A 25,220-nucleotide genomic window follows, 5' to 3' on the forward strand; every position below is an offset into this window, starting at 1 on the left:
CACTGCCCCGCCTCAGAGCGTCAGCCACAGGTAAAGCGGCATGCCGAAGGTCAGGTTGAAGGGGAAGGTCACCCCCAGCGCCATCGTCAGCGAGATCCCCGGCTCCGCTTCGGGCAGCGCCATCCGCATCGCCGCCGGCACCGCGATGTAGGAGGCGGAGGCGGCCAGCACCACGAGCAGGAACAGGCTGCCGCCCGAAAGCCCGATCAGCGTGCCCATCCCCAGCGCAAGGGCGGCCCCGGCGAGCGGGATCAGCACGCCCGCCGCCAGCAATCCGGGCGTCAGGAAATGCCGCGCGCCGATCAGGCTGCGCCCCGCCGTCACCCCCATGTCGAGCAGGAACAGGCACAGGATGCCGGTGAAGGGTGTCACGATGAAGGGCGCGATCATCGCCATCCCCCGGTCTGCGGTCAGCGCGCCGATGCTGAAGGCGCCGACCAGAAGCACAATCGAGCCATTGGCCAGCACCTCGCGCCCGAGCCGGATCGGCCTTGCCGCCGCGCCGCCGCCGCGATGCGCCAGCCACAGCGCCGAAACGATGGCCGGGGCCTCCATCGCGGCGGCGACCGCGACCATGTAGCCGTCATGCGCGATCCCGGCCCCGTCCAGCAGACTGGTCGCGGTGACGAAGGTCACGATCGAGATCGAGCCGTAATGCCCCGCAACCGCCGCCGCATTCAGCCGGTCGAGCCGGGTCATCGCCCGCAGCAGCGCATAGGCCAGAACCGGGATCACCAGCGACAGCGCCACCCCCGCCAGCAGCGTCACGAACAGATCGGCGCGGATGCCATGCGCGGCCAGGCTGACCCCGCCCTTGAAGCCGATCGCCAGCAAAAGATAGATCGACATGAACTTCGAAGCCCCCGCCGGGATCGACAGGTCGGACCGCGCAAGCGCCGCGATCAGGCCAAGCGCGAAGAACAGGATCGTCGGCACCAGAAGATTCTGCGCCAGAAGCTCGAGAGGGGCGGTCATGTCAGGCTCCGTTGCAATGTCCGCGCAGGGATGCACGCGGAACTTGCATTGGCCAAATACTTAGTTTCTACCGGTTCCATAGTCAGAGGCTATGAAATGCGTCCCACCTTGCGTCAGTTGGAATATATCGTCGCCGTCGCCCGCCTTGGTCGTTTCGGTCTTGCGGCGGCGGCGCTGAATGTCAGCCAGCCGAGCCTTTCGGCGCAGATCGCCGAGGTCGAGGCCGATCTGGGCCAGAGGCTCTTTCGGCGCGATCGCGCCGGGGTGCAGCCCACCGCCGCGGGCGCCGAGGTGATCCGCCGCGCCCAGAAGATCCTGCGCGAGGTCGAGGATCTGCGCGCCAGCGTGACCCATGGGCTGCCCTTCGGCGGGCGGCTGCGGCTGGGGGTGCTGCCGTCGATCGGCCCCTATCTGCTGCCGGGGGCGATCGCCTCGATTCACCGCGAGCAGCCCGGCCTGCGCGTGGCGGTGCGCGAGGAAAACACCCAGGCGCTGGAACAGGGCCTGCGCGCCGGGCGTTTCGATCTGATCGTCTCGACGCCCGAGGACCACCCGAACACGCGTCAGGTCCATCTGTTCGGCGAGCGGCTCTGGATCGCGGTGGCGCGTGACGATCCGCTGGCCGCATCAGAGGCGCCGGTGCGGCGCGAGGATCTGCGGCGGCGGGTGTTCCTGACCCTGGACCGCGGGCATCGGTTGTCGCGGATCGTGCATGCGCTGGCCTCGGGCTGCGACGGGATCGTGTCGGACGATTACGAGGGCACAAGCCTTGATTCCCTGCGCCTGATGGCGGCCTCGGGCGCCGGGATCGCGGTTCTGCCCGAGCTTTACGCCCGCGAGCAGGCGGCGCTGCGCCGCGATGTCGCGCTGCGGCTCTTGCAGGTCGAGGGGGCCAGCCGCGACATCGCGCTGATCCAGCCGATCGGGGGCGAGGAGATCGGACCGGATCTGGTTCAGGCCGCCCTGCGCGCGGCGGTTGCGGCGCTTGGGCTGGGGGGGTCGGGGACAGATCTGATCCCGGCCCGCAAGGGACTGTAATCCCGACGAAAGCCTGTTCTGACGCGGCAGACGCGGCAGACGGGGTCAGGCGCCGCGCGGCGCGCCTCATTTCTTTCGCAGCGCCGCCCCCGGCAGGACGGACCGGCATGGTGAAGGTCGGTCAAGACGCTTGCCGAGAGACGGTCACTTGTGCCAGGCGCACCATCTTGCGCGGCGCTTACCGGTCCCCGTCCGGGGTTTCGCGCGTCGGAGCCAGCAGAAAGAACACCAGAACCGTCAACAGGCCCATCAGCAAGGCCGCGGCTGTCAGCAACACCGAATGGGTCGCGGAAAACGCGCCTTTGCCGGCCGTGATCAGCGCCGCCCCAAGCTCCGCCCCAAGCTGCTGCGCGGCAATGTAGACATCGCCGATCGAGCGCGCCGCCTGATCGGCCAGGGGGTCGGGAATGCCCTCGGGCAGGACCAGATGGGCGCCGAACACCCCCGACATGAAGACGCCGAACAGCGTGATCCCCAGAGCGCCGCCCAGCTCGTATCCCGTCGCCTCGAGGGAGCCCGCGGCCCCCGCCTCATGCGTCCCGGCCGCGCTCATGATCGCGATCGACGAGGCGGTCAGCCCGATGCTCAGCGCCAGCCCGAGCAGCGCCAGCAGCACGGGGGCAACCAGTCCGGCGTCGTGAAAATCGGTGCCTGCGAGGCCCGCAAGCGCCGCCGCCGAGATCGCCAGCGACAGGCAGGCCACCGGCCGCAGCCCGAAGCGCGCCGACAGCCCGCCCGCGACCGGCCCCCCCAGCGCCGCAGCCGCCATGAGCGGGACCATGAAAAGCCCGGCCTGAAGCGGTGTTTTGTCCAGCACATATTGCAGCTCCTGCGCCAGCGTCAGCTCGACCCCCGCCAGGGACCCGCTGGCCACGATCGCCATGATGATCCCCGCCACGATCGCCGGGCGCGAAAACAGCGACAGATCCAGCATCGGCGCGGGGCTGCGCAATTGCAGGCGGGCAAAGACCGTCAGCAGCGCCAGCCCGAGCAGCAGAACCGGCAAAACGACCGCGACCGGCTGTTTCGCGCCGAACCCGGCCTTGATCGCATAGACCGTGGCGATCATGCCGAGGATCAACAAGACCGCCTGACCGATCGCCCAATGGCCGGAGGAGATCCTCTCCTGCCGGGGCAGCAAAAGCCAGCAGGCGGGCAGGACGATCAGCATCACCGGCACGTTGATCAGAAAGACCGAGCCCCACCAGAAATGCCCCAAAAGCGCGCCGCCGATCAGCGGCCCCACCGCCGCCCCGGCCGCGCCCACCGTTCCCCAAAGCCCAAGCGCAAGGCCGCGCTCGGCCGGGTCTTCGAAGGTGCGGCGGATCACCCCAAGCACGCAGGGCATGATCATCGCCCCGCCAAGCGCCAGCAGCATCCGCGCGGCAATCAGCTGCGCAGGATGTGGCGCGGCCGCGGCCAGCGCCGAGGCAAGACCGAAAATTGCCAATCCCGCCAAAAGGATGCGCCGGGTGCCGACGCGGTCGGCCAAGGTGCCCATCGGCACCAGCAGCCCCGCCATCAGCAGCGGATAGATGTCGATGATCCACAAGACCTGGGTGTTGCTTGCCCCCAGCGCCTGGGTCAACGTCGGCACGGCCACATGCAGGATCGTCATGTCCAGCACCACCGGCAGAAAGGCCAGCATCACCGCCAGCAGCACCAGCCAGCGTTTCGGATCGGGTTGACGGACGGCCATGCTTCACCTGAAATCACGTTGCATCCGTCCATATAAATACATACGTATGGAATTCAATATCGCATCGCGCGCAGAGGAGACCATGGGCAGAAAACCGACGATCACCCGCGACCATTTGCTCGATGTCGCCGAAGGGATCGTGCGCGCGGGCGGCGCCTCGGCGCTGACCATCGGTGCGCTGGCGCAGGCGGCGGGGATTTCAAAGGGCGGGGTGCAATATGCCTTTGCCAGCAAGGACGCGCTTGTGCGCGCTCTCATCGACCGCTGGACCGGCCAGTTCGATGCGATGCTGGAGGGGGCGTCCGATGCCGATCCGCTGGACTTTGTCCGCCGTTACATCGCCGCGACCAGGGCATCGCAGCAGGCGATGGACGCCAAGATGGCGGGGCTGCTTGTCAGCTATCTGGAAGACCCGGCCAATCGGCGCGAGACCCGCGACTGGTATCGCGGGATCTTCGACCGGCTGGGCGGAAACGCGGCGCAGGCGCAGGCGGCCCGGGTCGCCTTTCTGGCGGTGGAGGGGCTGTTTCTGATGCGGCTGAACGGGATCGATGAAACCGGCGACTGGACGGATTTTCTGGATGACATCGAGGCGATCCTGGATCGGCTGACCGGCTGAGCGCCGCGGACCGCGGTTCGGACCAAGTCGACGGGCAGGCAAGGCGGTCCGCCGCAATTCGCGGTGCGGGCGGTCTGCGGCTGGCTGACCCGCGCCGGGGGCGAGGGGACGCAGCGGGACATGGCCGAGGGGCTCGGGCTCGGCCGGATGCATCTGTCGCAGATCGCCGCGCGGCTCAAGGGCCTCGGGCTGATCGCGCGCCCGCCGCGAGCGACGGCCGGGCGAAATCGGGGCGAAATCGGGGCGGCTCACCCCCGGCGCGCGTTGGCCCTGACCGTGGTCGCGGCTTTCGATCGGGAGGTCTTCGCCCGAGGCTGACGCGAGGCGGTGCGGGGCGGGATCATCAGGGGCAAGGTGCTCCTGGCCCTGTCCCGCAAGGAAAGCGCGCGGATCGTCCGGGCCTTCCGCACCTCGATGCAGACGCAATTCGGGCAGAGACCCATCTGGTGCCCGGGTCCGGCCCGAGGGCCGGGAGGGCACCGCCGACCCAGACCATGCGCGTCCCGATCACGCTATTTCAGAGCCAAAGCTCGATCAGATCAGCCCCGCCTGATCCCCCATAGGCCGCCCTGCATCCGGTTGCTTGCGCCCCCCGGGACCGAGAGGACCACCGAGATGATGACCTTCCGCGACTTTGTGAAGAAGACCCCAGACGCCGTTCTTCTGCGCGAGATGATCGGCTTTGCCACCGAACGGCTGCAGGTCGCAGGTGACCAGAACCCGCATCTCAACTCCAGCACCAGGGCGGGCAGGCGTCGATGTCGCCGCGCAGATGGCGGGCCAGCATCGGGCGACCGGATCAGAGGATCGAAGACCGCGCGGTCAAGATTGGCGGCCCCTGCCCTTTCGGCTGCCGTCCTTGTCGGCCACGGCATGCGGCAGATCCCCTTGCGTGGTAAAGATATTCTCGTCCCAGAGCCGCCCGACCCAGAGCCGCCCGACATGGATCCGCGCCGCCCGCCGCAGGCCGTAAACCGCATGCTGCACCGCCGAGAGCGAGATCGTCTCCGCCTCTGCGGGCAGCGCGGCCATCACAGAAGCTCGCGGATCTCGGCCCCCGCGGGCAGGCCCTCGCGGTCGCTCTCGATGCGGGTGTCGGCGACTTTCCGCGCGGGCACGAGGTTGCCAAGACCGCGGTCGTCCAATTCGCGGGACGCGCCATCGACTGCGCGGCGGAACGGTCATGTTCGAACATGTTCGCCATGCGCGACGTAAAGCCCATAGGGCACGATGTGCTTGCGGCCCATGGTGCGGCTGTTGGTGCGGGCCTCGCCCTCGGCGCGTTTCTTCTGTTCCGCCCCGGTCGTCGTCGCCATCCGGGTGATCGAGATCTCGACCGGCAGGATCGGCTCGACCGAGCGGGCGAAGGTCATCTGCAGCGGCCCTTGACCTGACCGCAGTTGATGCCGGTGGACATCACCGCGCCAAAGATCCGCACATCGAAAAAATGCGCGCACATCCAGCCGCGCAGCGCCCGGGCTTCCTCGTCGCCTTTCGGGTTGCGCTTCTTGGGCGCCTTGGGGTCATCGGCCCGCCTCGAAACATGGGCCTCACGGGGCTTTTCGTTCAGGATCGCGCCCGCCTGCACATCGATGCGGTGCCCCGCCTCGCCGCCGCGGGCCAGCTCGGCAGAGTTGCGCAGCTTGCGCTTGAGGCTGACGTCGGACACCAGACCATGGATCGTCTCGGGGGCCTGCAGGGTCGCATCGCCGCGGCGCCGTGCCGGATCGCGGGCTGGCAAAAGGGGCGACCGCCGAGAAAAGGCATGGCTGCTGCAAAAATCAGGTCATCGACCCCCGGGGGAATCGTCTCGACAGATCGCCAGATCCTCCCTAACCTCAAAGGGTGTCAATTTCTGGCGGGGGTGCGGATGTCCTTTTCCAAGGCCCAGGATCTGATCCGTCTGGCGCAGATGGCGGCGGCGCGGCGCAGCGGGGTCAGCCTTGAAGACATCGTTGCGGAATTTTCGGTGGCCCACCGCACGGCGCAGCGGATGACCCAGGCGCTTGAAGAGACCTTCGCCAATGTCATCGCCGAGGATGGCGAGGATCGCAAGCGGCGCTGGCGGATCGCGCCGGGGGCGCAGGCGCCGCTGCAGCTGCGCCCGGAAACCGCGATCGAGGCGCTTGACATCGCCGGGCGCGAGGCGGCGGCCGCGGGGCGGCTGCGGCACCGCCAGGCGCTTGCGGGGCTGCGCGACGGGTTGCTGGCGCGGCTGACCCACCGCGATGCCGCCCGCGCCGAGGCCGATGCCGAGGCGGTGCTTTCGGCGCTGGTCACGGTGACGCGGCCGGGACCGCGGGTCAGCCTTGCGCCCGAGATCCTCGACGCGGTGACCGAGGCGCTGCGCGGCCCGTTCCGGCTGCGGGCGCGCTACAAATCCGCCGCGGCGCCCGACCGCATCCTTGAACCGCATGGCGTGCTTTTGGGCCACCGCACCTATCTTGTCGCCCGCGATCCGGCCAAGGGCGCGCTGATCCGCACCTTCCGGCTGGACCAGATCGTGGCGGCCGAGGTGCTGGACGAGAGCTTCACCATGGACCCGGGTTTCTCGATGGCGCGGTTCGCCGCGCAGTCCTTTGGCGTCTGGCAGGATCCGGCGCAATTCGGGCCGGTGGTCTGGCGCTTTGCCCCCCACGCCGCCGAACGCGCGGCGGGGTTCCGCTTTCACCCCTCGCAACGGTTCGAGCCGCAAGCCGACGGCGGCCTGATCCTGCGCTTCGAGGCGGCGGGCTGGCTTGAAATGGCCTGGCATCTGTATCAGTGGGGCGATGCGGTCGAGGTGCTGGAACCCGAAGGCCTGCGCGCGATGGTCGCGGGCCATCGGCGGCCGGATTTCGACGCGATGCCCTGAGCGGCACGCCACCGACCGTGGACAGCGCGCCGACCGCGCCGGGCCGCCGGAAAGTCCGCATGGCCTTCGGGGCACCGGCCCGAACAGGCCCGGGACGCTGCCGCCGTTCCCCGATCAGCGCCGACGCACCGAATTCCCGCCCGCCAGGATGCTGTTGATCAGCCTGGCCACGGCGGCATGCATCTCGGCCTTGCCGTCGTCGGGCGGCACTTCATGCGCTGCCGCGGCATCCCGCAAGATCCCGACAATCTCGGTTTCCGGCAGGATCTTGTGATCGTTGAGGGCCAGAAGCAGGGATTCGCAGATCGTCAGCGCGGCTGTTCCGGCAATATCATCTTGGTCCGACATGGCGGGCTTCACTTTCACTTGGGAGGCACACGGCCAGAACCTGGTCGGCACCGGCTGACTCTAGGCTCATTTCGCGCCCGAAGACTGATCCAGAGCAGCACGGCGCAGGTCTATTGCTGTTATGATCAGACTGAATGAACCGCTGCCGATCCGTCTGGAAGGACCCCGAGATGTCGATCCTTCAAAGCCCGCTCACCCGCAAGCTTTCGGTCTTCGTCGCGCTTTCCGATCGCGATCTTGCCACGCTCGAACGGTTCCATCGACGGCGACGGATCTTTCAGTGCGGCCATGAGATGATCCACGAAGGGCAGATGAACGCCTCGGCCTTCATTCTGGCGCGCGGCTGGGCCTGTTCGTTCAAGATGCTGCCCGACGGCGACCGGCAGATCGTCGATTTTCAGGTGCCGGGCGATTTTCTGGGCCTGCGCAGCATCCTGTTCCGCACCTCCGACCATTCGATCGAGGCGGTGACGCAGATCGAGGCCTCCGAGGTCATCGCCTCCGACATTCTCGATGCCTTTGCCGATGCGCCGCGGCTGGCGGCCGCGGTGCTTTGGGCCGCCTCGCGCGACGAGGCGATGGTGGTCGAGCATCTGGTCGATCTGGGCCGGCGCAGCGCCGAGGAACGCACGGCGCATTTCCTTCTTGAACTCGGGGCGCGGCTGACGCTGGTGGGGATCGGCGACCGGTCCGGCTTCGACTGCCCGCTGACGCAATATCATCTGGCCGATGCGCTGGGGCTGAGCGCGGTGCATGTCAACCGCGTGCTGCGGCATCTGCGCGAAAAGGGGCTGATCACCTTTCAGAAGGGCCGCGTGCTGTTTGACGATTTCGAGCGGCTGCGGGCGCTGGCCAATTTCGACACCGGCTATCTTGATCACGAGGGGCCGCTGCTGCACTGACACCCCGGCCCCAGCGCATGGGCGGCGGAATCAAGCCGCCGGTTGCACTCGCCCTCCCAGCCCCGGCGCTGCGCCGCTTCGGCGGCCTGAAGGTGCCCTTCGGCCCTGGCCTTCGCAACGCCCGCCGGGGCGGCGGCGCAGCGCGCGCGGATGGCGCGCATCTTTTCGGCGGTGCTGGGAAACCGCGGTCTGGGCGTCATGGCCTGTCCTTTCCCGGCTGCGGGCCGGAGCCTGCCGGTTGCGCGCAGCCTAGCCCCCGCGGCGGCGCCGCGGACTGATCGAGATCGGCCCGGCGCGTCGCGACCCGCACCGGCGGCGCTTGCGGGGCTGATGTCGATCAGCCCGGCGCGGGCGGCGGGCTGATACTCTGGACGCAACAACAGGGAGACGGATCATGCACGGCTTTGTCGGACCGATCGAACGGCTCACGAAAGACAATGACGCGTTCCGCAGTCCTCTGTTCGGCACGGCGCAGATGGATCTGACGCTGTTTTCCCTGCGCCGCAAGGACAGTCTGGGCGCCGGGGAGCGCTCGGCATGCGATCAGTTCCTGCGCATCGTCACCGGCAAGGGCCGGATGACGATCGGCGCCACCACCTTTCGCGTGGGCGCGCGGGATGCGATCCTGATCCCGGCGGGCATGGGCTTCACGCTGCACAACATCGGTCGCAAGCGGCTGCGGGTCTATGCCGTGCAGGCGCATGGCGCCGCCGCCCCTGCGGCCGAGGCCGGCGGCCGCGCCGCGGCGGCACGGGCCAGCACCGAACGCGCCCGCCAGGACATGATCTCGGAAGGCGGGCCCGCGGATCTCTCCACGCCATGACCGCCCCCGCCATGACCCGCCCCGCCGCCGTCACCGCTCTTGCCCTGCGCCTTGGGGCGGACCCGGACCGGATCTGCGGCCAGGTGCATCTGCGCCAGCATGGCCGGATCAATCTGGGGCTGCCCCACGACGCCTGGCTTGCCTTCACCGCCGAGGAAATCCTGTCCGTCACCGCCTGCGCCTTTTCCTGGCGGGCCCGGCTTGGCCCGGCGCAGGCCGTGGTGATGCTTGACAGCCTTGACGCCGGAAAACCGGGCCGGTTCGGCGTCAGCGCCTTCGGCCGGGTGCCCATTCCCTTCGCCCCCCGCCCGCAGGCGCTGCCGCGCAGCCAGAGACTGCGCTATCTGACCGAATTGCCGCTTGTCCCCGATGCGATGCTGCACAACCGCGCCCTGCGCTGGGAAGAGATCGACGAGAGCCATCTGCGCGTCGCCACCGGGCTTGGCGCCGAGACGGTCGAGGCGACCTTCACGCTGGGCGCAGAGGGCCGCGTGGCCAGCATCTTCCTGCCCGATCCGTGGAATTTCTCTTCGCGGCGGGACACGGCGGCGGGCTGGTTCGGCAGCTATGCGGATTACGACCGCATCCGCAACCGCTGGATCCCGTTTCACACCGATGTCCATCGCAGGCTTGCCGATCGCAGCATCGGTCTTTGGGTCGCGACGCTCTTTGACTGGCAGATGTCGGGCGACGGCCTCGCTGCGCCGGGCCCTTCCGCCCCCCGAAGGATGCCGCCCGCCGCGGCGCCGCCTCCCCCCTTGCAAGGAGCCACCCCATGATCTCCGATCACGCGCTGAGACTGCAGGTTCTTGACGAACTGACCTGGGAGCCGATGCTGAACGCCGACAGCATCGGCGTGACCGTCTGCGACGGCGTGGTGTCGCTGTCCGGTCATGTCGAGAGCTACTGGCAGAAACGGGCGGCGGAAACCGCGATCGCGGGGCTGCGCGGGGTGCGCGCGATCGTCGATTGCATCGAGGTGCGCCTGCCCGATCAGGTGCAGCGCAACGATGACGAGATCGCGGCGGCGGTCGCCGACCGGCTCGACTGGGTCGGCGCGATTCCGCGCGGCGCGATCGGGGTTCTGGTCGCGGACGGGGTCGTGACGCTGACCGGCATGGTCACGCATCAGTATCAGCGCGAGGCGGCCTTTCGGGCGGTCGATCCGCTCTGGGGGGTGCGCGGGGTCGCCAATCAGATCACCATCCGCGGCGCCCCGCGCGAGACCGGCAAGACCGACCGCGTGCGCGAGGGGATCCGGCGCGCCCTGGCCCGCAAGGGGGTGCTTCCCGACTCGGTGCAGGTCGAGGAACGGGACGGGACCGTGACCCTTTCGGGCACGGCCCGGTCGCTGCAGGAACACGACATCGCCGTGGCCGTCGCCTGGGCGGCGCATGGCACCACGACGGTCGAGGACAAGCTCCGCATCGACTGAGCGCGGGGCGCGCGGGCGGGCGCAGCGGGCCCCCGCGATCGGGCCCCGCTGCGGCGCGGTTCAGGTGTCCTGCGGCCGGGCCAGCAGGAAGGAGATGTCGCGCAAGGCCCGGCGGATCAGCTTTTGCTGACGCGCCTGTTGCCCCGGAAAGGTCAGGGCGAATTGCTCGACCAGATAGCGCAGCCGCTCGGCCGCCTCAGGCCAGGTCTTCGCCGGTCCCAGAAGCAGCAGCGCATCGACGCCGTCGCGCGGCCCGGGCGCGGTTCTTGCCGGGTCCAGGCGACCACAGATCGCCCGCCGCACAAGAACCGCGAAGCGGTCTTCCGGATCGCGCCGGTCATCGAGCAGGATCACCTTGAACGAGGCCGCGCAGGGCGCCGGACCCGGTGCGCAGGGCTGCTGCGGCACCGCCGCCTGCGCGGGACGATCAAGGCCGTCAGGGGGCAATTCGCCGGTCATCACGCCCCCCGGGTCCAAAGCGCCGCGATGCAGCCCTGCGCCACGGCCCTGTCGAAGCCTGCGCGCAGCGCGCCCGGCAGCCAGCCGGTCTCGATCAGGATCTCAAGCTGTGTCGGCGGCGCATCCTGACGCAGCGCGGCCAGCTTGACCGCCCGTGCGGGATCGGCCATCGCCTGATCGACGCAGAGCGGCACCAGCGCCCGCACCACCTCCGCCTCGGCCGCGCGCCGCACGCCGGAGCGGAGTTCCCACCCCGCCCAGACAAAGCCCGTCGCCGCCGTCAGCAGGACGCCCGCAAGGGCACCCACCGCACCCGGCACGATCCACTCCGGTTTCACCATGAGGTTTCCTTTCACGAGAGCGGCGTCCGGCCTCGACACCGGCGCGCAAGCGGGACCGGGCGGCACGCGCCAATCCCGCTTGCGCGGGGCCGGGCTGTCCGGCGATCGCATGCCCCCGTCACAGGATAGCCCGGCCCCGCGTCGCGAAAGCTGATCCGGGTTAGCCCCGCCTCCGCCCCCGCCTTTCCGGGCGGCCTCCGCGCCCCCCTTCCTGCGCACGCCCCTTCCCGCGTGGTTCTGTCCCGCGCAGTTCTGTCCCGCGCGATTGCGCCCGCGCACCAACATGGATCAGCATGCCCCGCCGCGGGTCATGGCAGAGTCGGTCGGCCAGAACCGGGCACCGTCCGGGGAGGGCGCCGGAGCGGGAGAGGGCGACGTCCATTCGCCCTTGATCCGGGCCGCAGCCGGGGTCCGGTTCTGTGCCACGCTGTTTTCGCATGCCGTCGCGCCCGCCATCACGGGCGGGCGCGCGGTCTGCCCATCAAAGGATACGGCCATGCCCGAACTGATCGTGATCGGCTATGCAACCCCCGCGGCGGCCGAGGCGGCCCGCGCCGAAGTCCTTGGCATGGCCAGGGAATATCTTGTCGAGGTGACCGACGCCGTGGTCGCCACCGTCGATGACGCAGGCGGCATCCGGCTTGCCCAGATGGTCGATCTGCGGGCCGTCGGCGCGACCGGCGGCGCGTTCTGGGGGCTTTTGGCGGGCATCTTGTTCTTCAACCCGCTTCTGGGCCTTGTCATCGGCGCGACGGCCGGGGCGGTTTCTGGGGCGCTGGCCGATTACGGGATCGACGACGCCTTCATGCGCAAGGTCTCGGCGCTGTTGCAGCCGGGACATGCGGCGCTGTTTTTGCTGCTGAAAACCCCCGCCTCGGAGCGGATGGTGACGCGGCTTGGCGCGAAGGGGGGCGAGATCTTGCGCACGAATCTGGACCCCGCCGCGGAAACCGCCCTGCGCGATGCCTTTGCGACGGCGCGCGACGGGCTGGGCAAGACCCTGCAAGGGGCCGAGCGTGCGTGACGAAACGCAGTCTGCGCCGGCGGATCCCCTGCCCGGCGCGGGGTGCTGCCACGTCTGCGGACGCGCGCTGCCCGCAACCGAGCTGCAACCCTTCCTCTCGGTCCGCCCGGGACTTTCGGCGCTGATCGAGGCCGAGGCCCCCGGCTGGGCCGAGGGCGGCCGGATCTGCCGCGCCGACATCGCCCGGTTTCGCCGTCTTTATGTCGAGCGGATGCTGGAAGACGAACGCGGCGAATTGGGCACGCTCGACCGGGCGGTGCTTGACAGTCTGGAAACCGGCCGCACGCTGAGCCGCCATCTTGACGCCGATCTGGCCGAGCGGCTGACCCTTGGCGAACGGATGGCCGATGCGGTGGCGCGGCTCGGCGGCAGCTGGCCGTTCATCTCGGGCTTTCTGGGGCTGCTCGTGCTTTGGATCGGGCTCAATGTCAGCGCGCTGCTGCACCGCCCGCCCTTCGACCCCTATCCGTTCATCCTGCTCAATCTGCTGTTGTCCTGCATCGCGGCGCTGCAGGCGCCGATCATCATGATGAGCCAGCGGCGGCAGGAAACCCAGGACCGGCTGCGCGGCGAGAACGACTATCGGGTGAACCTGAAGGCCGAACTCGAAATCCGGCAATTGCACGAAAAGATCGACCACCAGCTGGCGCATCAATGGCAGCGGCTGGTCGAGATGCAGCAGATCCAGATCGAATTGCTCGAGGAGCGCCGCAGATGAACCAATACGCCCGCCATGACGGACCCGATGCCACCCCCGCGCTGCGCCTTGCGCTGGGGTGCCAGTTCCAGTTCGAGCTGCCCCGGCCGACGCCGATGATCGCGCGGCTCTGGATCCATCAAAGCCGTCTGGCCGATCTGGAGGGCACGGATCAGCTGCGCACCGATCCGCCCGTGCCCCTGCAGACCTTTCACGACGATTTCGGCAATTTCTGCACCCGGCTCGTCGCCCCCGCGGGCGGTTTCGGCATCGAGGTCGCCGCGGTGATCCGCGATTCCGGCCAGCCCGACCCGCACCACCCCGATTGCGCGGGGACCCCGGTCGAAGAGCTGCCCGAGACGGTTCTGGGCTATCTTCTGGGCTCGCGCTATTGCGACACCGATCTGCTGGCGCCGATCGCCTGGGCGCAGTTCGGCGCAAGTCCCGGCGGGCGGGCGCTGGTGCAGAAGATCTGCGATTACGTGCAGGCGCAGATCCGCTTCGATTACCTGCAGGCCCGCGCCACCCGCACCGCCGCGCAGGCCCATGCCGAGGGCGTGGGCGTGTGCCGCGACTATGCCCATCTGGCGATCACGCTGTGCCGCTGCATGAACGTCCCGGCGCGCTACTGCACCGGCTATCTGACCGAGATCGGCAGCTCCACCCCCGAGGCGCCCGGCGATTTCGCCGCCTGGATCGAGGTCTGGCTGGACGGCGGCTGGCGGCTGTTCGATCCGCGCAACAATGTCCCGCGCATCGGCCGGGTGCTGGTAGCGCGCGGGCGCGACGCCGCCGATGTGGCGATGATCCACAGTTTCGGCCTGCACCGGCTGACCGGCTTTCAGGTCCGCGCCGAACCGCTGGAGTAAGGGCGCCCGGGCCTTGCCCGGCGCAACCGGCCCGGCTGGGGCCATGAAGGAGAGATCCGATGCCCAAGGGCAAGAGCCATTCGAACCGCGAAGCGAAGAAACCGAAGCAGCCGAAAAAGCCGGTGGCGGCGAAACCGGCCGATCTGTTCGCCAAGGGCGCGCAGCCCGGTCTGGGCGAGAAGAAGAAGCCCTGAAGCCCCGATCCTGGCCGACAGGCCCGACCGACAGGCCCGGCCGACAGGCCCGGCCGACAGGCAGAAAAGGCCCGGCCCGAAGGACCAGGCCGCGCGGCTTGCCGCGGCGCGGACACCCCTTGGGCGCATCGAGGCGGCGAAGCCCCCGCCCATGCCGCGCTGACAGATGCGCCGCCTTGCGCGCCTTGTCGGTGCGCCGCGGTGTCAGCCGCGGGTCCGCAGGCAGGGCCCGCGCAGATCCTGGAATTCGGCATGCGGCATCGGGGTCTCGCCCCGGGCCAGGCCCAGCCGGTCCAGCAGCAGCGCCCTGGCGCGGGTGACACGGGCGCGCACCGCCTCGGGCGAGAGCCGGATGGTTTCGGCGGTTTCGCGATGCGTGTAGCCCAGGGCACCGACCAGCAAAAGCACGCGCCGGTGCGGCGCCGACAGTTGCCGAAAGGCGTCCAGAACGTCTTCCAGCGCCAGCACGCCGTCATGCGCGGGCAGCGCCACCCCGCCGCGCGGGCCCAGCCGATGCAGCACGGCCGCCTCGCGCAGGGCCCTGCGGTGATTGGAAAAATGGATGTTGCGCTCGATGGTAAAAAGCCAGGCGCGCAGGTTGGTGCCGGGCCGGAAGCGGTCGAAATGCCGAACCGCGCGCAGCATCGTTTCCTGCACGAGATCGTCGGCCCTGTCGGGATCACGGGTCAAGGCCAGCGCGAAGCGGCGCAGCGCGCCGATGTGCGCGCCGATCCCGGCCGCGGGGACAGGCGGGCCTTGCTCAGTCATCGCAAAGCCTGCCCGACAGAAGATGTCCCGTCCACCCCGTCCCGACGCCGGGGCCAGTGACTGCGCCAGTGCCGGGGCCAGCGCCGGGGCCAGCACCAAGACCGGCGCCGGGGCTGCGGCTCTCGACGATCGCGCGCATGCGCTGGATGAAGGCCTCGGTCTCGGCCTGTTCGACGCGCCGCGCCGCCGCGACCGCGGCCTCGGCCCGGTCGGGGGCGGCGCCGGTCCGGGGGGCACGCTCTGGCCGCTCGGGTCGGGTCTGGTCCAGTCGGGTCGCAGGATCGCTCATCCGGGTCACCTTTCGGGTTGGGGCCGCCCGCGGCGACGGTCGGCCCGGCGCGCCCCGCGGACCAACGGGAGAGGCTGATCCGCGGGCGCGTTCCGGTCTGGCCGTCGCCGCTCGACCGTCCGGAACCAAGGGGGCCACGATCTTGCGAGCGCGGGCTGGAACGGCCGGTCCGCACAACCTTAACGACTGTGCCGCCCGCGGCCATTACCCAGGTTAGCGCGGCAGATCCGTTTCGGGCCCGGACCGCGCCCCCCGCCCCGATGCGCCGCGGCAAGACAGAGCTTGCGCCCGCCAGAACCGCCATCGCGCCCCGGGGCAAACCTGCATCAGGATGCGACTCGGCCCGATCGGCCAGGGTGTCGCATGGCAATCGAATAGCCGCTTGCCCTCGCCTCTGCCCAAAGCCCGGCAAGACGGCCCGGCGCGACGGATCATCCCCGTCGACCGGATCGGCACAGCTTGCGGCCGCGGCAGACCGCACAAGGACGAAACCGATGAATCTCAACACCATGGCCTCGAACGCCGAACGCATGAAAACGGTCAAGGCCGCCTGGGACAAGGCGCCCGAGGGCCCGAAGAAAGCGGCGGCGCTGACGCAGTATCAGGCCGCCGAAAAGGCGCAGGCCGCCAAGGACGATGCCGCCGTCACCAAGGCGCTGGACGCCGCCGTGGCCGCGCTGGCCTGATCCGACAGGTCCTGCCCCGGCTTCGGCCGGGGCGGTGCCGCAGGCCGACGACCGGGGGTGCAGGGGGGCTTTCGCCCCCTTTTCGCTGTCAGCCGGTCAGCTTGCCCTCGCCCACCACGATCCGGCGCGGACAGCTGGCGGCGATCGTCTCGTCATGGGTCGAGATCAGGAAGGCCGTGCCCTCGTCGCGGTTGATCTGGCCGATCAGCGCCATCACCTGCGCCGCCGCGGCGCGATCAAGATTGCCGGTGGGCTCGTCCGCCAACACCAGTTCGGGCGCGTTCATCAAGGCGCGCGCCACCGCCACGCGCTGCTTTTGCCCGCCCGAGAGATTGGCGGTGGGAAACTGGATCCGCGCCGCCAGCCCCATCCGCGCCAGCAGATCCGCCCCCCGCGCCCGCGCCGCGGCGGTTTCGCGCCCGGCCCGGATCGCGGCCGGAAAGACCACGTTTTCCAGCGCGGTGAAATCGGGCAGCAGGTTGTGGAACTGAAACACGAAGCCGATGTGGCGGTTGCGGAACGCGGTCAATTCGGCATCGCTGGCCCGGGTCAGATCGACGCCCAGCATCTCGTGCCCGCCCGAGGTCGGCCGCATCAGCGTGCCCAGGATCGTCAGCAGCGTGCTCTTGCCCGAGCCCGAGGGGCCGATCAGCGCCGCCCGCGCGCCGCGCTCCAGCGTCAGGTTGGCGCCGCGCAGCACCCGGGTTTCGGCCTCTCCGGTGCCGAAGGTCTTGACCAGATCGGTGACGGTGACAAGGCTCATTGGCCGATCGCCGTGACCGGATCAAGCCGCGCCGCCGCCCGTGCGGGCAGGATCGCCGCGGCGATGGCGCAGAGCACCGTCAGCGTGATCGCCAGCCCATAGGCGCCCTGCGTGATGTCCATCGGCAAGGTGCCGGAGCGGAAATTCTCGCGCGTGGGAAACAGCAAAAGCGCGCCATAGCCGGTGGCCGCGCCCAAAAGCCCGCCCATCGCGCCGATCAGCCCGCCCTGCAGCACGAAGACGCCGACGACGAAGCGCCGCGACGCCCCCATCGCCCGCATGATCCCGATCTCGGGGCGGCGGCGATAGGTGGAGAGCATGAGCGAGGAGGCGACGCCGATGACGATGGTGATCATCGCGAAGCTTTTCAGGAAATAGCCGGTCTGCTTTTGCGCCCTCAGCGCTTCAAGCAGCCGCGCCCCCTCGCGCGTCCAGGACACCGCGGGCAGGCCGGTCAGGCCGCGCAGCCGCGCGGCGCTGGCATCGGCGGCATAAAGGTCGACCAGCTTGATCTCGATCCGGCTCAGCCCCTGCGGCAGCGCCATCAGGCTGCGCGCGGTGGCGAGGCTGACATAGGCCATGCGCCGGTCCGCCCCGCCCGCGCCGATTTCGTAGATCCCGCCCAGCGTCAGCCGCATGGTGACGCCGTGGCTCGATTGCAGCACCACGCTTTGATTGAGCGAAAGGCCCAGATCCTTGACCAGCCCCTTGCCCAGCACCACCACGCCCGCGCCCAGCCGCACCGATCCCGCCACCCGGTAGCGCGCCAGATCCAGGATCGCACTTTCCCGCCCCGGCTCCAGCCCGACGATCGAGACCTGCGCCACCTGTCCGCCGCGGCGCAAGACGCCCGATCCGATGATCTGCGGCGAGACCGCCTTGACCCCGGGCAGGGCTTCGATCAGCGGCAGGAAGTTTTCCGCCGCGCGCAGGGTGGCGGTTTCGGTCGTCGGCTGGTCGGCCCAAAGCACGCGGCCCGGCGGCGGCGCCAGCCGGGCCGGGGTGCGGGCCTCGGCCTCGATCGTCACATGCGCCATGTCGCCCGCCGTGCGCGCCAGGATGAATTCGGCCAGCCCCCCGATCAGCGCCGACATGAAGATGAAGACGAAGACGCCCGCCGCCACCCCCACCACCAGAAGCGCCGTCTGCGCCTTCGAGGCGCTCAGATACCGCGCCGCGATCTTGATGGCATACAACATCACTTGCCCTCCTCGCGCAGGATTTGTCCGTCGTGCAGGCCGGTGCTGTCGGTGATCACCCGGTCCCCGGGCGCCAACCCCGCGGTGACGATCAGCCGTTCGGCGGGCCAGTCGATCACGCGGACCGGCGTTGCGACCGCGCGCCCCGCGCGCAGCACGAAGACCGCTCCGCCTGTCAGAGCCGTGCGCGGCACCGTCAGCGCGGTGCGGCTGTCGATCACCACATTCGCGGTGACGGTCAGCCCGACCGGGGCGCGGACCGGCGCATCGAAGCCGATCTTCACCGCCAGCCCGCCGGTGTCCGGGTCCACCCGCGGCGCGACGGTCTCGACCGTGCCCATCCGGGTCTCGGCGCTGCCCAGCAGGAGCAACCGCACCCGCTGCCCCGGCGCGATCTGCAGCGCATAGGTTTCGTCCACGTCGGTCTCGACGCGCAGCCGCGCCAGATCGGCCAGGGTGAAAAGCGTCGTCGCGGTGTCGACGCGCTGGCCCGGATCGACCGCCCGCGTCAGCACCGTGCCCGCGACCGGCGCGCGCAGGGTATACCGGTCCAGCACGACCCGGGCCTGATCGCGCAGCGCGGCACGGCCCGCCACCTCCTGCGCCGCGCCCGCAAGGCTGCGGCGGGCGTCGTCCAGCGTCACCTGCGCCACCTGTGCCCCCAGATCGCGGTTGCGCCCGAAGTCGGCCGCCGCCTGCGCCTGCAAGATCACCGCCTGCGCCAGCGCCGCCTCGGCCTGCCGCAGCACCGCCGCCTGGTGCCGGAGATCGAGCCGCGCCAGCACCGCGCCCGCCGGGACGACATCGCCCGCCTCGACCTCCACGTCTTGCACGACATCGCCCACCGCGGCGCGGATCGCCACCCGGGCGCGCGGGGCGATCTTGCCATTCACCGCCAGAACCCGCGTCACCGGCCCCGGCGTCATCGTCTCGACCGCCACCAGCGGCGGACGCGCGGCGCGCAGCTGCCACCACAGCGCCAGCCCAAGGCAAAGCAGCGCCGCCACCGCAAGAACAACCGGACGGCGCCAGCGCGGACGGTCTTCGGGAGGGGGGGCAAGCTCGGGCATCGGGCGGGGGCCTTCCGGGCGGATCGCCGCCAGTTTAACGCCCGCCGCCGCCGCCGGGCTGACCTGGATCAGCGACACCGCGCGCGGGACATGCCCTGATGCCCCCGCCCCCGCAACCCCGAGGCCCCGATGGACAGCGCCCCCCTCCTCGTTCCCGCCCTTCTCGGTCCCGCCGTTCTTGGTCCGCCCGTGCTGAACATGGTCAGCGCGCTGGCCGTGGGCGCGCTGATCGGCGCCGAGCGCGAGCGGCGCAAGGGCGCGGGCCCGGCCCGCGCGCCCGCCGGGATCCGCACCTTCGCCATCGCCTCGACGGCGGGGGCGGTCGGTTTCGCACTGGGCGGGGTGGTGCTGCTTTCGGTGGTGGCCGCCTGTGTCGCAGCGATGCTGGCGGTGGCCTACAGCAAGCGGCCGCATCAGGATCCCGGCCTGACCACCGAGATCGTGCTGATCCTGACCGTGCTTCTGGGCGGGCTGTGCATCCCCTCGCCGCAGATGGCGGCGGCGATCGCGGTGACGATCACCGGGCTGCTTTACGTCAAGGCCTGGCTGCACAATCTGGTCACCACGCTGATTTCCAAGGACGAACTGGACGATGCGCTGATCTTTGCCGCGGCGACGCTGGTGATCTTGCCGCTGGTGCCGGATCGGCCGATGGGGCCCTGGCACGCGCTCAATCCGCATGCGGTCTGGATCGTGATCGTGCTGGTGATGGGCATCGGCGCGGCGGGCTATCTGGCGGTGCGGCTTCTGGGGGCGCGGTTCGGGCTGCCGCTGTCGGGGGCGCTGTCGGGGTTCATTTCCAGCACCGCGACGATCGGCGCGATGGGCGCGCGCGCGCTGCAATCGCCCGAGCTGCGTCCGGCCTGCGTCGCCGGGGCGGTGCTGTCGTCCGTCGCGACGATCGCGCAGCTGGCGCTGGTGGTGGCGGCGATCAGCCTGCCGACCCTGTCCGCCCTGACCCTGCCGCTGGTCTGCGCCGGTGCCGCCGCGGCGCTCTACGGGGTGGCGCTGACACTGGCCGCGCTGCGCCACCCCGCGGGCGAGGGCACGCGCGGCGGCAGCGCCTTCAGCCTGCGCGCGGCGCTGGCCTTCGGCTCGATCCTGGCGCTGGTGCTGGTCGTCTCGGCCGGGCTGCAGGCGCAGTTCGGCGGCTCGGGCGTGCTGCTGGCCGCGCTGGCGGCGGGGCTGGTCGATACCCATGCGGCGGCGATCTCGGTCGCCACGCTTGTCGCCGCGGACAAGGTCGCCCCGGCCGATGCGGTGGCGCCGATCCTGGCCGCTGTGACCTCGAACACGCTGAGCAAGATCCTTGTGGCGGCGGTGGCGGGCGGCCGCGCCTTCGCCCTGCGGGTGGTGCCCGGCCTTGTGCTGATCGTCCTTGCCGCCTGGATCGGCACCCTCGCCCTGCCCGGCTGACGGCCGCCTTCGCGCCTGCGGTGATCGGCCCCGGACCGGCTCATTTCCGGGTTGTTTTGAAAACCCGGAAAGAATCCTTGCAAAACCTGCAAATTCCGCTATGCAAGGAGGTGCGAAGTATTCCTGACCGCACCCTGTCTCCTTCATCGGCTTCAGTCTGCTCTTAGTTCTGACCAAGCCGAGCTGCCGCATTCTGCGGGCAGCATCCCCATGAAGGAGTGATCACGATGGCCAATGGCACCGTGAAGTTTTTCAACCAGAACAAAGGTTTCGGTTTCATCGAGCCGGAAGGTGGCGCGCAGGACGTGTTCGTCCACATCTCGGCGGTCGAACGCGCGGGGATCTCGCGCCTGGCCGATGGCGCCAAGGTGACCTTCCAGATCGAGTCCGGCCGTGACGGCCGCAAATCGGCCTGCGATCTGGCTCTGGCCTGATCCGGACAGGCACCCTTCGGGGGCCGGCACATGTCCATGACACGCACGACACCTTCTCCCGGATTGTTCCGGGAGATCCCCCGCCCGCCGCAGACCTATTTCGAGATGACGGCCGCGGCGGCGAAACTGATCGTCCAGACGGAAGCCGCCAGCCGGGCCGACCGCAGCGCCACGCTCAAGGCGCAACGCCTTGCCCGTGACGCCGCCGCCCGCGGCGCAAAACCGTCGCGCTGACGACCCATCTCCATCCCCGGAGAGCGCCGAACCAGAGGCGTCGAACGGGGGCGGTTCCCGACACGCCCGGCCCCGGTCGTTCGACCTGCGGACGATGGCCCCGGCTTCCCGGCAAAAGCGTCGAGGCGGCCAGGCTGCTTGCGCAGGCAAGCCGCCTCCGCCGGACCACTCAACCTTGAGGGAGGCGGCGCGGGGAAACCCACGCCGCCTTTCCCATGTCATGCGGCGCCAAAGGCGAGCACATCGGCCCCGCGACACCGAAACCGCCGGATCCGAGCGCTTTTCCGAACCCGTCCGCGGGCCGGAGCCAATCGGCAGCGGCCGTCCTGGTCGCGCCCCCGGCGCCTGCCCTGGCCGCGCCGAGAGGTCCCGCGCTCTGGTGCCGGGCCTCGTCAATTTCCGTCGATCGTGACGCCGTGCTCGTTGATCTTGATGTCAACGCCGCTCTGGCGTTCCTGATAATACAGATAGCCGGTCCCCGCCGCGACCACGGCCAGAACACCGATCAGCAGAAACAGAAAATTGCGGCTCATGATGCGTCCTTCAGCGGGTTTCGGGCTTCAGACCATGCGTGAAGCCGGCGCGGATGTGACAGGGCACCGGACCATTCCGCGGCGCCCCGTTTCTCGGGGTCTACGCGTCGCGGATCGTGTCCTTGATGCCGCCCACAGCGTTCTGGATCTTGCCCGCGACCTTTTCGGCCTCGCCTTCCGTCTCAAGCTTCTTGTCGCCGATGGCCTTTCCGATCGCCACCTTGGCCTTGCCCTTGACGACCTTTGCGGAACCGGCAATCCGATCCTTGTCCATGATGTTTTCCTTTCAGGGGGGTCATGCGGGCGGCAGGGTCACGTTCGATCCTGACGCCCGTTCCGAACTATGGGGCCACGCCGTCCGGTCGGCATTGACGCAGGTTAGCGCGATCATGACTGCGCCAGGAGCCCGGGACAGCGGCGCGCGCCAAGCGGGCGCGTCGACCAGGTCGCAATCCCTCATTCCGGTTCCGTCCCCGGAGCCGTGAAGATCGGGCGGTCGGTGAGCGGAGCGGATTTCCCCCGCCCCGCTCTGGCCGGCAGGGGCGCGTCAGAAGGAATAGACGAGCGAGACCCCCAGCTTGTTCTCGGTCTTGACGGCGCGCGAGTCGTTGTACTCCGTCAGGTAGCTGATGCGGGTGGCGAACATGTCGGTCATCTTCACGTTCAGCCCCAGATCGTTGTTCACCCGTGTCGCGGTGTCCGACTCCAGGATATCAGTGTCATTCGTGGCGAAAAGCTTGTCGTTCAGCCGCCAGAACAGCCGCGACGAGGCGATGTAGCCGGTTTCGGTCACAGAGTCCTCAAGACCGTCCTGCAGATAGCTGACCCCGATGCCCGCCTGCACCCGCCAGCTCAGATCGCGGGTGTTGACAATGCGGTAGCCGGGGCCGACCCCGAGGAAGGCGTCGGTCTTGACGTCGTCGGCGGTGGCGGCAAGCCCGTCGGTCTTCACCCGGCCAAGCACGAAGCCGTAAAACGAGTCGTTGAAGTAGTAATTCGCGTCATAGATGAAGAAGGTGTCTTCCTTGGTCTTGTCGGAGTCGAATTCGGCAAAGTCCAGCACCATGCCGAGGTTCTGCACGAACGGGCCATTGGCAAAACGCAACCGCGCGCCCAGGCTGAATTCGCTTGAATCCGTGGCGCCGGTCTTGCCCGCGTAACTCAGCGAGGCGCTGCCCGACATGCCCTCGCGATAGTCCGGGCTGCCGTAGCGAAAGGCATCGTTGCCGCGATCGAGGTCGATCTGCGCGGCGCGGTCGATGTCGTCGATGCGGTCGTCGACCGAATCGATGCCAACCAGCGCCGTTTGCGCAAGGGCCGCAGGCACGCCAAGCGCCAGCGCGGCAATCGTCGTGCCTGCCAGAAGAAGAATTCGGGTCATGGTATGAACCTTTCGGAAAATCGGAACGTCCGGGCTGGACGCTTGCCGCAACCTGACCCGGATCGCCCCCGCCGATGTTGCCGTGCATCAGTGTCGCGGCGGAAAAGCGGGGCCGGATCGTGATTTGGCCGGAAGGCGGCGCAGATCCGCTGCCCGCCCGGCCGTCGCGACCCGCCCGCCCCGGATGACAGGGCGGACGGGGCCTCGCATCGGCAAGAAATGTCACCCAATGCGAATGTGGTTCTCGACCGCCACGGTGCCCGGCGCGGCCCAGGCGGTGGACACGGCCAGCGTGCGGTCGCGCAGCGTCGCGGCGCGGCCCGACAGCGTGACCGTGCCGTCCTTCGTCTCGACATGCACGGTATCGGCGGCAAACCAGCCCCGGTTCAAGGCCTTCCGGATATCATCGCTGATCTGCTGCGCATCGGCGCGCTTGCGCTGCGCCTCGCGGATCAGGATCTGATCGGCCACCCCGCGCACGCCCCAGAGCGGCTGCACCGCATGCGCGGCCGCCGCGCGCTGATACTGGTGATCGACCGTGCCCTTGAGCGTGATCACCCCGTCCTCGACCTGCACCTTGACCGCCCCCGTCGGCACGGCACCGTCCCAGTCAAGCCGGTTCACCGCGGCGGCGGCGATTTCCTCGTCGCTGCGCTGCACATGCACGGGCAGGCGCACCTCGATTTCCTCGACGATCGCCCGCACGCCCCTGACACGCGCCGCCGCGGTTTCCGCCGCGCGTTTCTGCCAGTAGCTGTCGGCATGGCCCATCAGCGTCACCAGACCGTCGCGCACCGTCACGCCGATCTGGTCCTCCTTCACCATCGGATCCCAGGCCAGCTCGGCCAGGACTTCGGTTTTCACACTGTGGTCGGAATTCATCGCATCGCTCCTTGCAAGGGGCGGCCGGGGCGCCCGGGGATCACACGGGTCACGGGGATCACGGGGGTCACGGCCGCCGCAGATCGTGAAGTTCCCCGGCCTCGAGACCGCGTCCGCGCGGGCGCAGCCGGGGGGCCTCCTCACTGGTCGAGACGCTGCACCACGGCATCGGCGAAGGACGCGATCATCGCCTTATAGTACACGTCGCTGTCGGGTTTCAGCTTGGCAAGCTCGGTCCCCTCGGGCAGGAATCTCGCCGTCGCATTCACGTCGACCGTCTGCTGCCAGTTGTCGAAATTGGAATTGTTCTTGGCATCGGTGAAGCTGACCGTGCCCACCAGCCGGGTGTCGGCAAGGTTCATCGCTTCCTTCCAGGAATTGCTCAGTTCGAATTCCGACAGATCGACGGTGATCTTCAGACCGTCCTTGTCGGTGCGATCGACAAGGCGGCTGGTCAGCGCGTTTTCAAGATCGGCCTCGATCGTGGCATAATGCCTGGCGGCGGCGGCATTCGACAGCGCGGCCAGATCGATCTGCACGTCGATCGCGCTCACCTTGCGATCATCCGAGGCAAGGGCCGCGGTGGAAAGCGCCACCCCGATCAGCGTGGCAACGGTCAGCAGGCGGACAGGCAGAGGGCGTGACATGGGGATCTCCGGTTTGGGGAAGGGGATACATGCGCCACCCCGGGCAACTGCACCGGGGCGGCACCTGTCGGGTCAGGCCAGCGCGGCCACGGCGGCGTCGAGCGATTTCGTGACGCCCGCCTCATCCTTGGCGGTCTGGGCCTTTTCGGCGGCCTGGTAGTGCTTCAGCGCCGCCTCTTTTTTCGGGCCGTCGGGCGCCTTGTCCCAGGCGGCCTTGACGGTCTTGATGCGGTCGGCGCCGTTCGGCGTGGTGTTGGGGGTCATCGGTGTCGTCCTTCGTGCGGTCTGCCGCGGCGACATGCTGCGTCGGTCTGCGCGAGGTGATGGAATTATCCGTCGCGCAGGGCAGGATGCAGGGCTTTGAGCAGAGGCCATGGCAAGCGGGTATTCGATTGCCATGCCGCACCCTGCCCCCTCTGCCCGAGTCGCTTCCTGATGCAGGTTTGCCCCGGGGCGCGATGGGCGGCTTTCCGCGGGATCGCGGCCAAAACATTTCCCCCCGCAGCAGGCTGCGGGGGGGACAACCGGCCCTTGCGGCCCGTCGTTGCGGCCCGTCGTTGGGGTCAGCCGTTGCGGCAGCCGGGGACGTTCAGGTCGCGGCAGAAATAGCCCGCGGCGCCGCCGACGACGGCGCCGGTGAC

General features: G+C 69.4%; 35 protein-coding genes and 1 pseudogene. 16 read left to right on the forward strand and 20 right to left on the reverse strand.

Translation table 11 applies throughout. From position 1 onward, the window contains the following. Positions 1–12: 12 nt before the first annotated feature. Positions 13–975 carry a sodium-dependent bicarbonate transport family permease gene (locus tag FBT96_RS17215; RefSeq protein WP_136908819.1) on the reverse strand — a complete coding sequence of 321 codons (963 nt, stop codon included), beginning with the start codon at positions 973–975 and terminating at the stop codon, positions 13–15. A 96-nt stretch (positions 976–1,071) separates the two neighbouring features. Here FBT96_RS17215 and FBT96_RS17220 point away from each other — a divergent pair, with 96 nt between their 5' ends. Next, a complete protein-coding gene (locus FBT96_RS17220; protein WP_136908821.1) occupies positions 1,072–2,013 on the forward strand; it encodes a hydrogen peroxide-inducible genes activator in 942 nt (313 codons plus the stop codon). 178 nt (positions 2,014–2,191) lie between these two features. Here the strand turns inward: FBT96_RS17220 and FBT96_RS17225 are convergent, their stop codons facing one another. Next, positions 2,192–3,712: an MFS transporter gene (locus FBT96_RS17225; protein WP_136908824.1), complete on the reverse strand. Its 1,521-nt coding sequence runs from the start codon at positions 3,710–3,712 to the stop codon at positions 2,192–2,194. A gap of 82 nt (positions 3,713–3,794) precedes the next feature. On the opposite strand from FBT96_RS17225, the gene FBT96_RS17230 reads away from it, so the two are divergent. Then, the gene (locus tag FBT96_RS17230; protein ID WP_136908826.1) at positions 3,795–4,331 is read left to right on the forward strand and encodes a TetR/AcrR family transcriptional regulator; all 537 of its coding nucleotides are present in this window, start codon (positions 3,795–3,797) and stop codon (positions 4,329–4,331) included. 120 nt (positions 4,332–4,451) lie between these two features. Continuing rightward, on the forward strand, positions 4,452–4,649 hold the full coding sequence (locus FBT96_RS17235) for a hypothetical protein (protein WP_136908828.1): 198 nt from the start codon (positions 4,452–4,454) through the stop codon (positions 4,647–4,649). Between the two features lie 216 nt (positions 4,650–4,865). On the opposite strand, the gene FBT96_RS17240 is transcribed toward FBT96_RS17235, so the two are convergent. The 3 genes and pseudogenes from FBT96_RS17240 to FBT96_RS21675 form a co-directional block, all read right to left on the reverse strand. After that, a complete protein-coding gene (locus tag FBT96_RS17240) occupies positions 4,866–5,057 on the reverse strand; it encodes a hypothetical protein (protein WP_136908830.1) in 192 nt (63 codons plus the stop codon). 96 nt (positions 5,058–5,153) lie between these two features. Continuing rightward, positions 5,154–5,363, reverse strand: coding sequence for a hypothetical protein (locus tag FBT96_RS17245; RefSeq protein WP_212635401.1), 210 nt, complete (start codon positions 5,361–5,363; stop codon positions 5,154–5,156). Between the two features lie 149 nt (positions 5,364–5,512). Continuing rightward, positions 5,513–6,000: pseudogene (locus FBT96_RS21675) on the reverse strand (type I CRISPR-associated protein Cas7). A 201-nt stretch (positions 6,001–6,201) separates the two neighbouring features. On the opposite strand from FBT96_RS21675, the gene FBT96_RS17255 reads away from it, so the two are divergent. After that, entirely contained in the window at positions 6,202–7,185 is a 984-nt protein-coding gene (locus FBT96_RS17255) for a helix-turn-helix transcriptional regulator (RefSeq protein ID WP_136908832.1), read from the forward strand. Between the two features lie 114 nt (positions 7,186–7,299). Here FBT96_RS17255 and FBT96_RS17260 read toward each other — a convergent pair whose 3' ends face one another. After that, positions 7,300–7,533: a hypothetical protein gene (locus tag FBT96_RS17260; protein ID WP_136908834.1), complete on the reverse strand. Its 234-nt coding sequence runs from the start codon at positions 7,531–7,533 to the stop codon at positions 7,300–7,302. A 170-nt stretch (positions 7,534–7,703) separates the two neighbouring features. Here FBT96_RS17260 and FBT96_RS17265 point away from each other — a divergent pair, with 170 nt between their 5' ends. Continuing rightward, entirely contained in the window at positions 7,704–8,435 is a 732-nt protein-coding gene (locus FBT96_RS17265) for a Crp/Fnr family transcriptional regulator (protein WP_136908836.1), read from the forward strand. Here the strand turns inward: FBT96_RS17265 and FBT96_RS17270 are convergent. Continuing rightward, on the reverse strand, positions 8,411–8,635 hold the full coding sequence (locus tag FBT96_RS17270; RefSeq protein ID WP_136908839.1) for a hypothetical protein: 225 nt from the start codon (positions 8,633–8,635) through the stop codon (positions 8,411–8,413). The two genes, FBT96_RS17265 and FBT96_RS17270, sit on opposite strands and share 25 nt — an antisense overlap. A gap of 194 nt (positions 8,636–8,829) precedes the next feature. Between FBT96_RS17270 and FBT96_RS17275 the strand changes: the two genes are divergently transcribed. Genes FBT96_RS17275 through FBT96_RS17285 form a run of 3 tightly spaced genes read left to right on the forward strand, consistent with a single transcriptional unit; the run spans position 8,830 to position 10,693 of the window. Next, complete coding sequence (locus tag FBT96_RS17275) at positions 8,830–9,258, forward strand: cupin domain-containing protein (RefSeq protein ID WP_136908841.1); 429 nt, start codon at positions 8,830–8,832, stop codon at positions 9,256–9,258. Further along, positions 9,255–10,037: a DUF6544 family protein gene (locus FBT96_RS17280; protein ID WP_136908843.1), complete on the forward strand. Its 783-nt coding sequence runs from the start codon at positions 9,255–9,257 to the stop codon at positions 10,035–10,037. Before FBT96_RS17275 ends, FBT96_RS17280 begins: the two co-directional genes overlap by 4 nt. Next, positions 10,034–10,693 carry a BON domain-containing protein gene (locus tag FBT96_RS17285; RefSeq protein ID WP_136908845.1) on the forward strand — a complete coding sequence of 220 codons (660 nt, stop codon included), beginning with the start codon at positions 10,034–10,036 and terminating at the stop codon, positions 10,691–10,693. The genes FBT96_RS17280 and FBT96_RS17285 overlap by 4 nt, the downstream gene beginning before the upstream one ends. A 60-nt stretch (positions 10,694–10,753) precedes the next feature. Here the strand turns inward: FBT96_RS17285 and FBT96_RS17290 are convergent, their stop codons facing one another. Continuing rightward, a complete protein-coding gene (locus FBT96_RS17290; RefSeq protein WP_136908847.1) occupies positions 10,754–11,152 on the reverse strand; it encodes a hypothetical protein in 399 nt (132 codons plus the stop codon). Next, positions 11,152–11,493, reverse strand: coding sequence for a hypothetical protein (locus FBT96_RS17295; protein WP_136908850.1), 342 nt, complete (start codon positions 11,491–11,493; stop codon positions 11,152–11,154). Before FBT96_RS17295 ends, FBT96_RS17290 begins: the two co-directional genes overlap by 1 nt. 496 nt (positions 11,494–11,989) lie before the next feature. On the opposite strand from FBT96_RS17295, the gene FBT96_RS17300 reads away from it, so the two are divergent. Genes FBT96_RS17300 through FBT96_RS21475 form a run of 4 tightly spaced genes read left to right on the forward strand, consistent with a single transcriptional unit; the run spans position 11,990 to position 14,277 of the window. Continuing rightward, on the forward strand, positions 11,990–12,517 hold the full coding sequence (locus FBT96_RS17300; protein WP_136908852.1) for a DUF1269 domain-containing protein: 528 nt from the start codon (positions 11,990–11,992) through the stop codon (positions 12,515–12,517). Next, the gene (locus FBT96_RS17305; protein WP_249306549.1) at positions 12,510–13,235 is read left to right on the forward strand and encodes a DUF1003 domain-containing protein; all 726 of its coding nucleotides are present in this window, start codon (positions 12,510–12,512) and stop codon (positions 13,233–13,235) included. Before FBT96_RS17300 ends, FBT96_RS17305 begins: the two co-directional genes overlap by 8 nt. Continuing rightward, positions 13,232–14,083, forward strand: a complete 852-nt coding sequence (locus FBT96_RS17310; RefSeq protein WP_249306550.1) for a transglutaminase-like domain-containing protein — start codon at positions 13,232–13,234, stop codon at positions 14,081–14,083. Before FBT96_RS17305 ends, FBT96_RS17310 begins: the two co-directional genes overlap by 4 nt. A gap of 59 nt (positions 14,084–14,142) precedes the next feature. After that, a complete protein-coding gene (locus FBT96_RS21475) occupies positions 14,143–14,277 on the forward strand; it encodes a hypothetical protein (protein ID WP_283234943.1) in 135 nt (44 codons plus the stop codon). A gap of 204 nt (positions 14,278–14,481) precedes the next feature. On the opposite strand, the gene FBT96_RS17315 is transcribed toward FBT96_RS21475, so the two are convergent. Beyond that, positions 14,482–15,045 carry a sigma-70 family RNA polymerase sigma factor gene (locus tag FBT96_RS17315; RefSeq protein WP_136908856.1) on the reverse strand — a complete coding sequence of 188 codons (564 nt, stop codon included), beginning with the start codon at positions 15,043–15,045 and terminating at the stop codon, positions 14,482–14,484. Further along, the gene (locus tag FBT96_RS17320; protein ID WP_136908858.1) at positions 15,038–15,334 is read right to left on the reverse strand and encodes a hypothetical protein; all 297 of its coding nucleotides are present in this window, start codon (positions 15,332–15,334) and stop codon (positions 15,038–15,040) included. Before FBT96_RS17320 ends, FBT96_RS17315 begins: the two co-directional genes overlap by 8 nt. 494 nt (positions 15,335–15,828) lie before the next feature. On the opposite strand from FBT96_RS17320, the gene FBT96_RS17325 reads away from it, so the two are divergent. Next, positions 15,829–16,020, forward strand: a complete 192-nt coding sequence (locus FBT96_RS17325) for a hypothetical protein (RefSeq protein ID WP_136908861.1) — start codon at positions 15,829–15,831, stop codon at positions 16,018–16,020. A gap of 88 nt (positions 16,021–16,108) precedes the next feature. Here FBT96_RS17325 and FBT96_RS17330 read toward each other — a convergent pair whose 3' ends face one another. Genes FBT96_RS17330 through FBT96_RS17340 form a run of 3 tightly spaced genes read right to left on the reverse strand, consistent with a single transcriptional unit; the run spans position 16,109 to position 19,130 of the window. Next, on the reverse strand, positions 16,109–16,783 hold the full coding sequence (locus FBT96_RS17330; RefSeq protein WP_136908863.1) for an ABC transporter ATP-binding protein: 675 nt from the start codon (positions 16,781–16,783) through the stop codon (positions 16,109–16,111). Beyond that, positions 16,780–17,982 (reverse strand): ABC transporter permease, encoded by a 1,203-nt coding sequence (locus FBT96_RS17335; RefSeq protein ID WP_136908865.1) that lies wholly within the window; start codon positions 17,980–17,982, stop codon positions 16,780–16,782. The genes FBT96_RS17330 and FBT96_RS17335 overlap by 4 nt, the downstream gene beginning before the upstream one ends. Next, positions 17,982–19,130, reverse strand: a complete 1,149-nt coding sequence (locus FBT96_RS17340) for an efflux RND transporter periplasmic adaptor subunit (protein ID WP_283234944.1) — start codon at positions 19,128–19,130, stop codon at positions 17,982–17,984. Before FBT96_RS17340 ends, FBT96_RS17335 begins: the two co-directional genes overlap by 1 nt. A 51-nt stretch (positions 19,131–19,181) precedes the next feature. Between FBT96_RS17340 and FBT96_RS17345 the strand changes: the two genes are divergently transcribed. The 3 genes from FBT96_RS17345 (at position 19,182) to FBT96_RS17355 (ending at position 21,136) form a co-directional block, all read left to right on the forward strand. Continuing rightward, on the forward strand, positions 19,182–20,468 hold the full coding sequence (locus FBT96_RS17345; RefSeq protein ID WP_136908867.1) for an MgtC/SapB family protein: 1,287 nt from the start codon (positions 19,182–19,184) through the stop codon (positions 20,466–20,468). 227 nt (positions 20,469–20,695) lie between these two features. Next, complete coding sequence (locus FBT96_RS17350; RefSeq protein ID WP_136908869.1) at positions 20,696–20,902, forward strand: cold-shock protein; 207 nt, start codon at positions 20,696–20,698, stop codon at positions 20,900–20,902. Positions 20,903–20,932: 30 nt separating this feature from the next. Further along, on the forward strand, positions 20,933–21,136 hold the full coding sequence (locus FBT96_RS17355; protein ID WP_136908871.1) for a hypothetical protein: 204 nt from the start codon (positions 20,933–20,935) through the stop codon (positions 21,134–21,136). 392 nt (positions 21,137–21,528) lie between these two features. Here the strand turns inward: FBT96_RS17355 and FBT96_RS20855 are convergent, their stop codons facing one another. From FBT96_RS20855 to FBT96_RS17380, 6 genes are all read right to left on the reverse strand, one after another. Further along, positions 21,529–21,669, reverse strand: a complete 141-nt coding sequence (locus FBT96_RS20855; protein ID WP_162838701.1) for a hypothetical protein — start codon at positions 21,667–21,669, stop codon at positions 21,529–21,531. 100 nt (positions 21,670–21,769) lie between these two features. After that, complete coding sequence (locus FBT96_RS17360; RefSeq protein WP_136908873.1) at positions 21,770–21,943, reverse strand: CsbD family protein; 174 nt, start codon at positions 21,941–21,943, stop codon at positions 21,770–21,772. Between the two features lie 273 nt (positions 21,944–22,216). Continuing rightward, positions 22,217–23,050: a DUF481 domain-containing protein gene (locus tag FBT96_RS17365; protein ID WP_136908875.1), complete on the reverse strand. Its 834-nt coding sequence runs from the start codon at positions 23,048–23,050 to the stop codon at positions 22,217–22,219. A gap of 222 nt (positions 23,051–23,272) precedes the next feature. Then, entirely contained in the window at positions 23,273–23,932 is a 660-nt protein-coding gene (locus FBT96_RS17370) for a BON domain-containing protein (protein WP_136908877.1), read from the reverse strand. 140 nt (positions 23,933–24,072) lie between these two features. Continuing rightward, on the reverse strand, positions 24,073–24,579 hold the full coding sequence (locus FBT96_RS17375) for a hypothetical protein (protein ID WP_136908879.1): 507 nt from the start codon (positions 24,577–24,579) through the stop codon (positions 24,073–24,075). A gap of 72 nt (positions 24,580–24,651) precedes the next feature. Then, positions 24,652–24,843 (reverse strand): hypothetical protein, encoded by a 192-nt coding sequence (locus FBT96_RS17380; RefSeq protein WP_136908881.1) that lies wholly within the window; start codon positions 24,841–24,843, stop codon positions 24,652–24,654. Positions 24,844–25,220: the final 377 nt, after the last annotated feature.

The sequence above is a fragment of the Rhodobacter capsulatus genome (assembly GCF_005144475.1).
GTDB lineage: Bacteria > Pseudomonadota > Alphaproteobacteria > Rhodobacterales > Rhodobacteraceae > Rhodobacter > Rhodobacter capsulatus_C.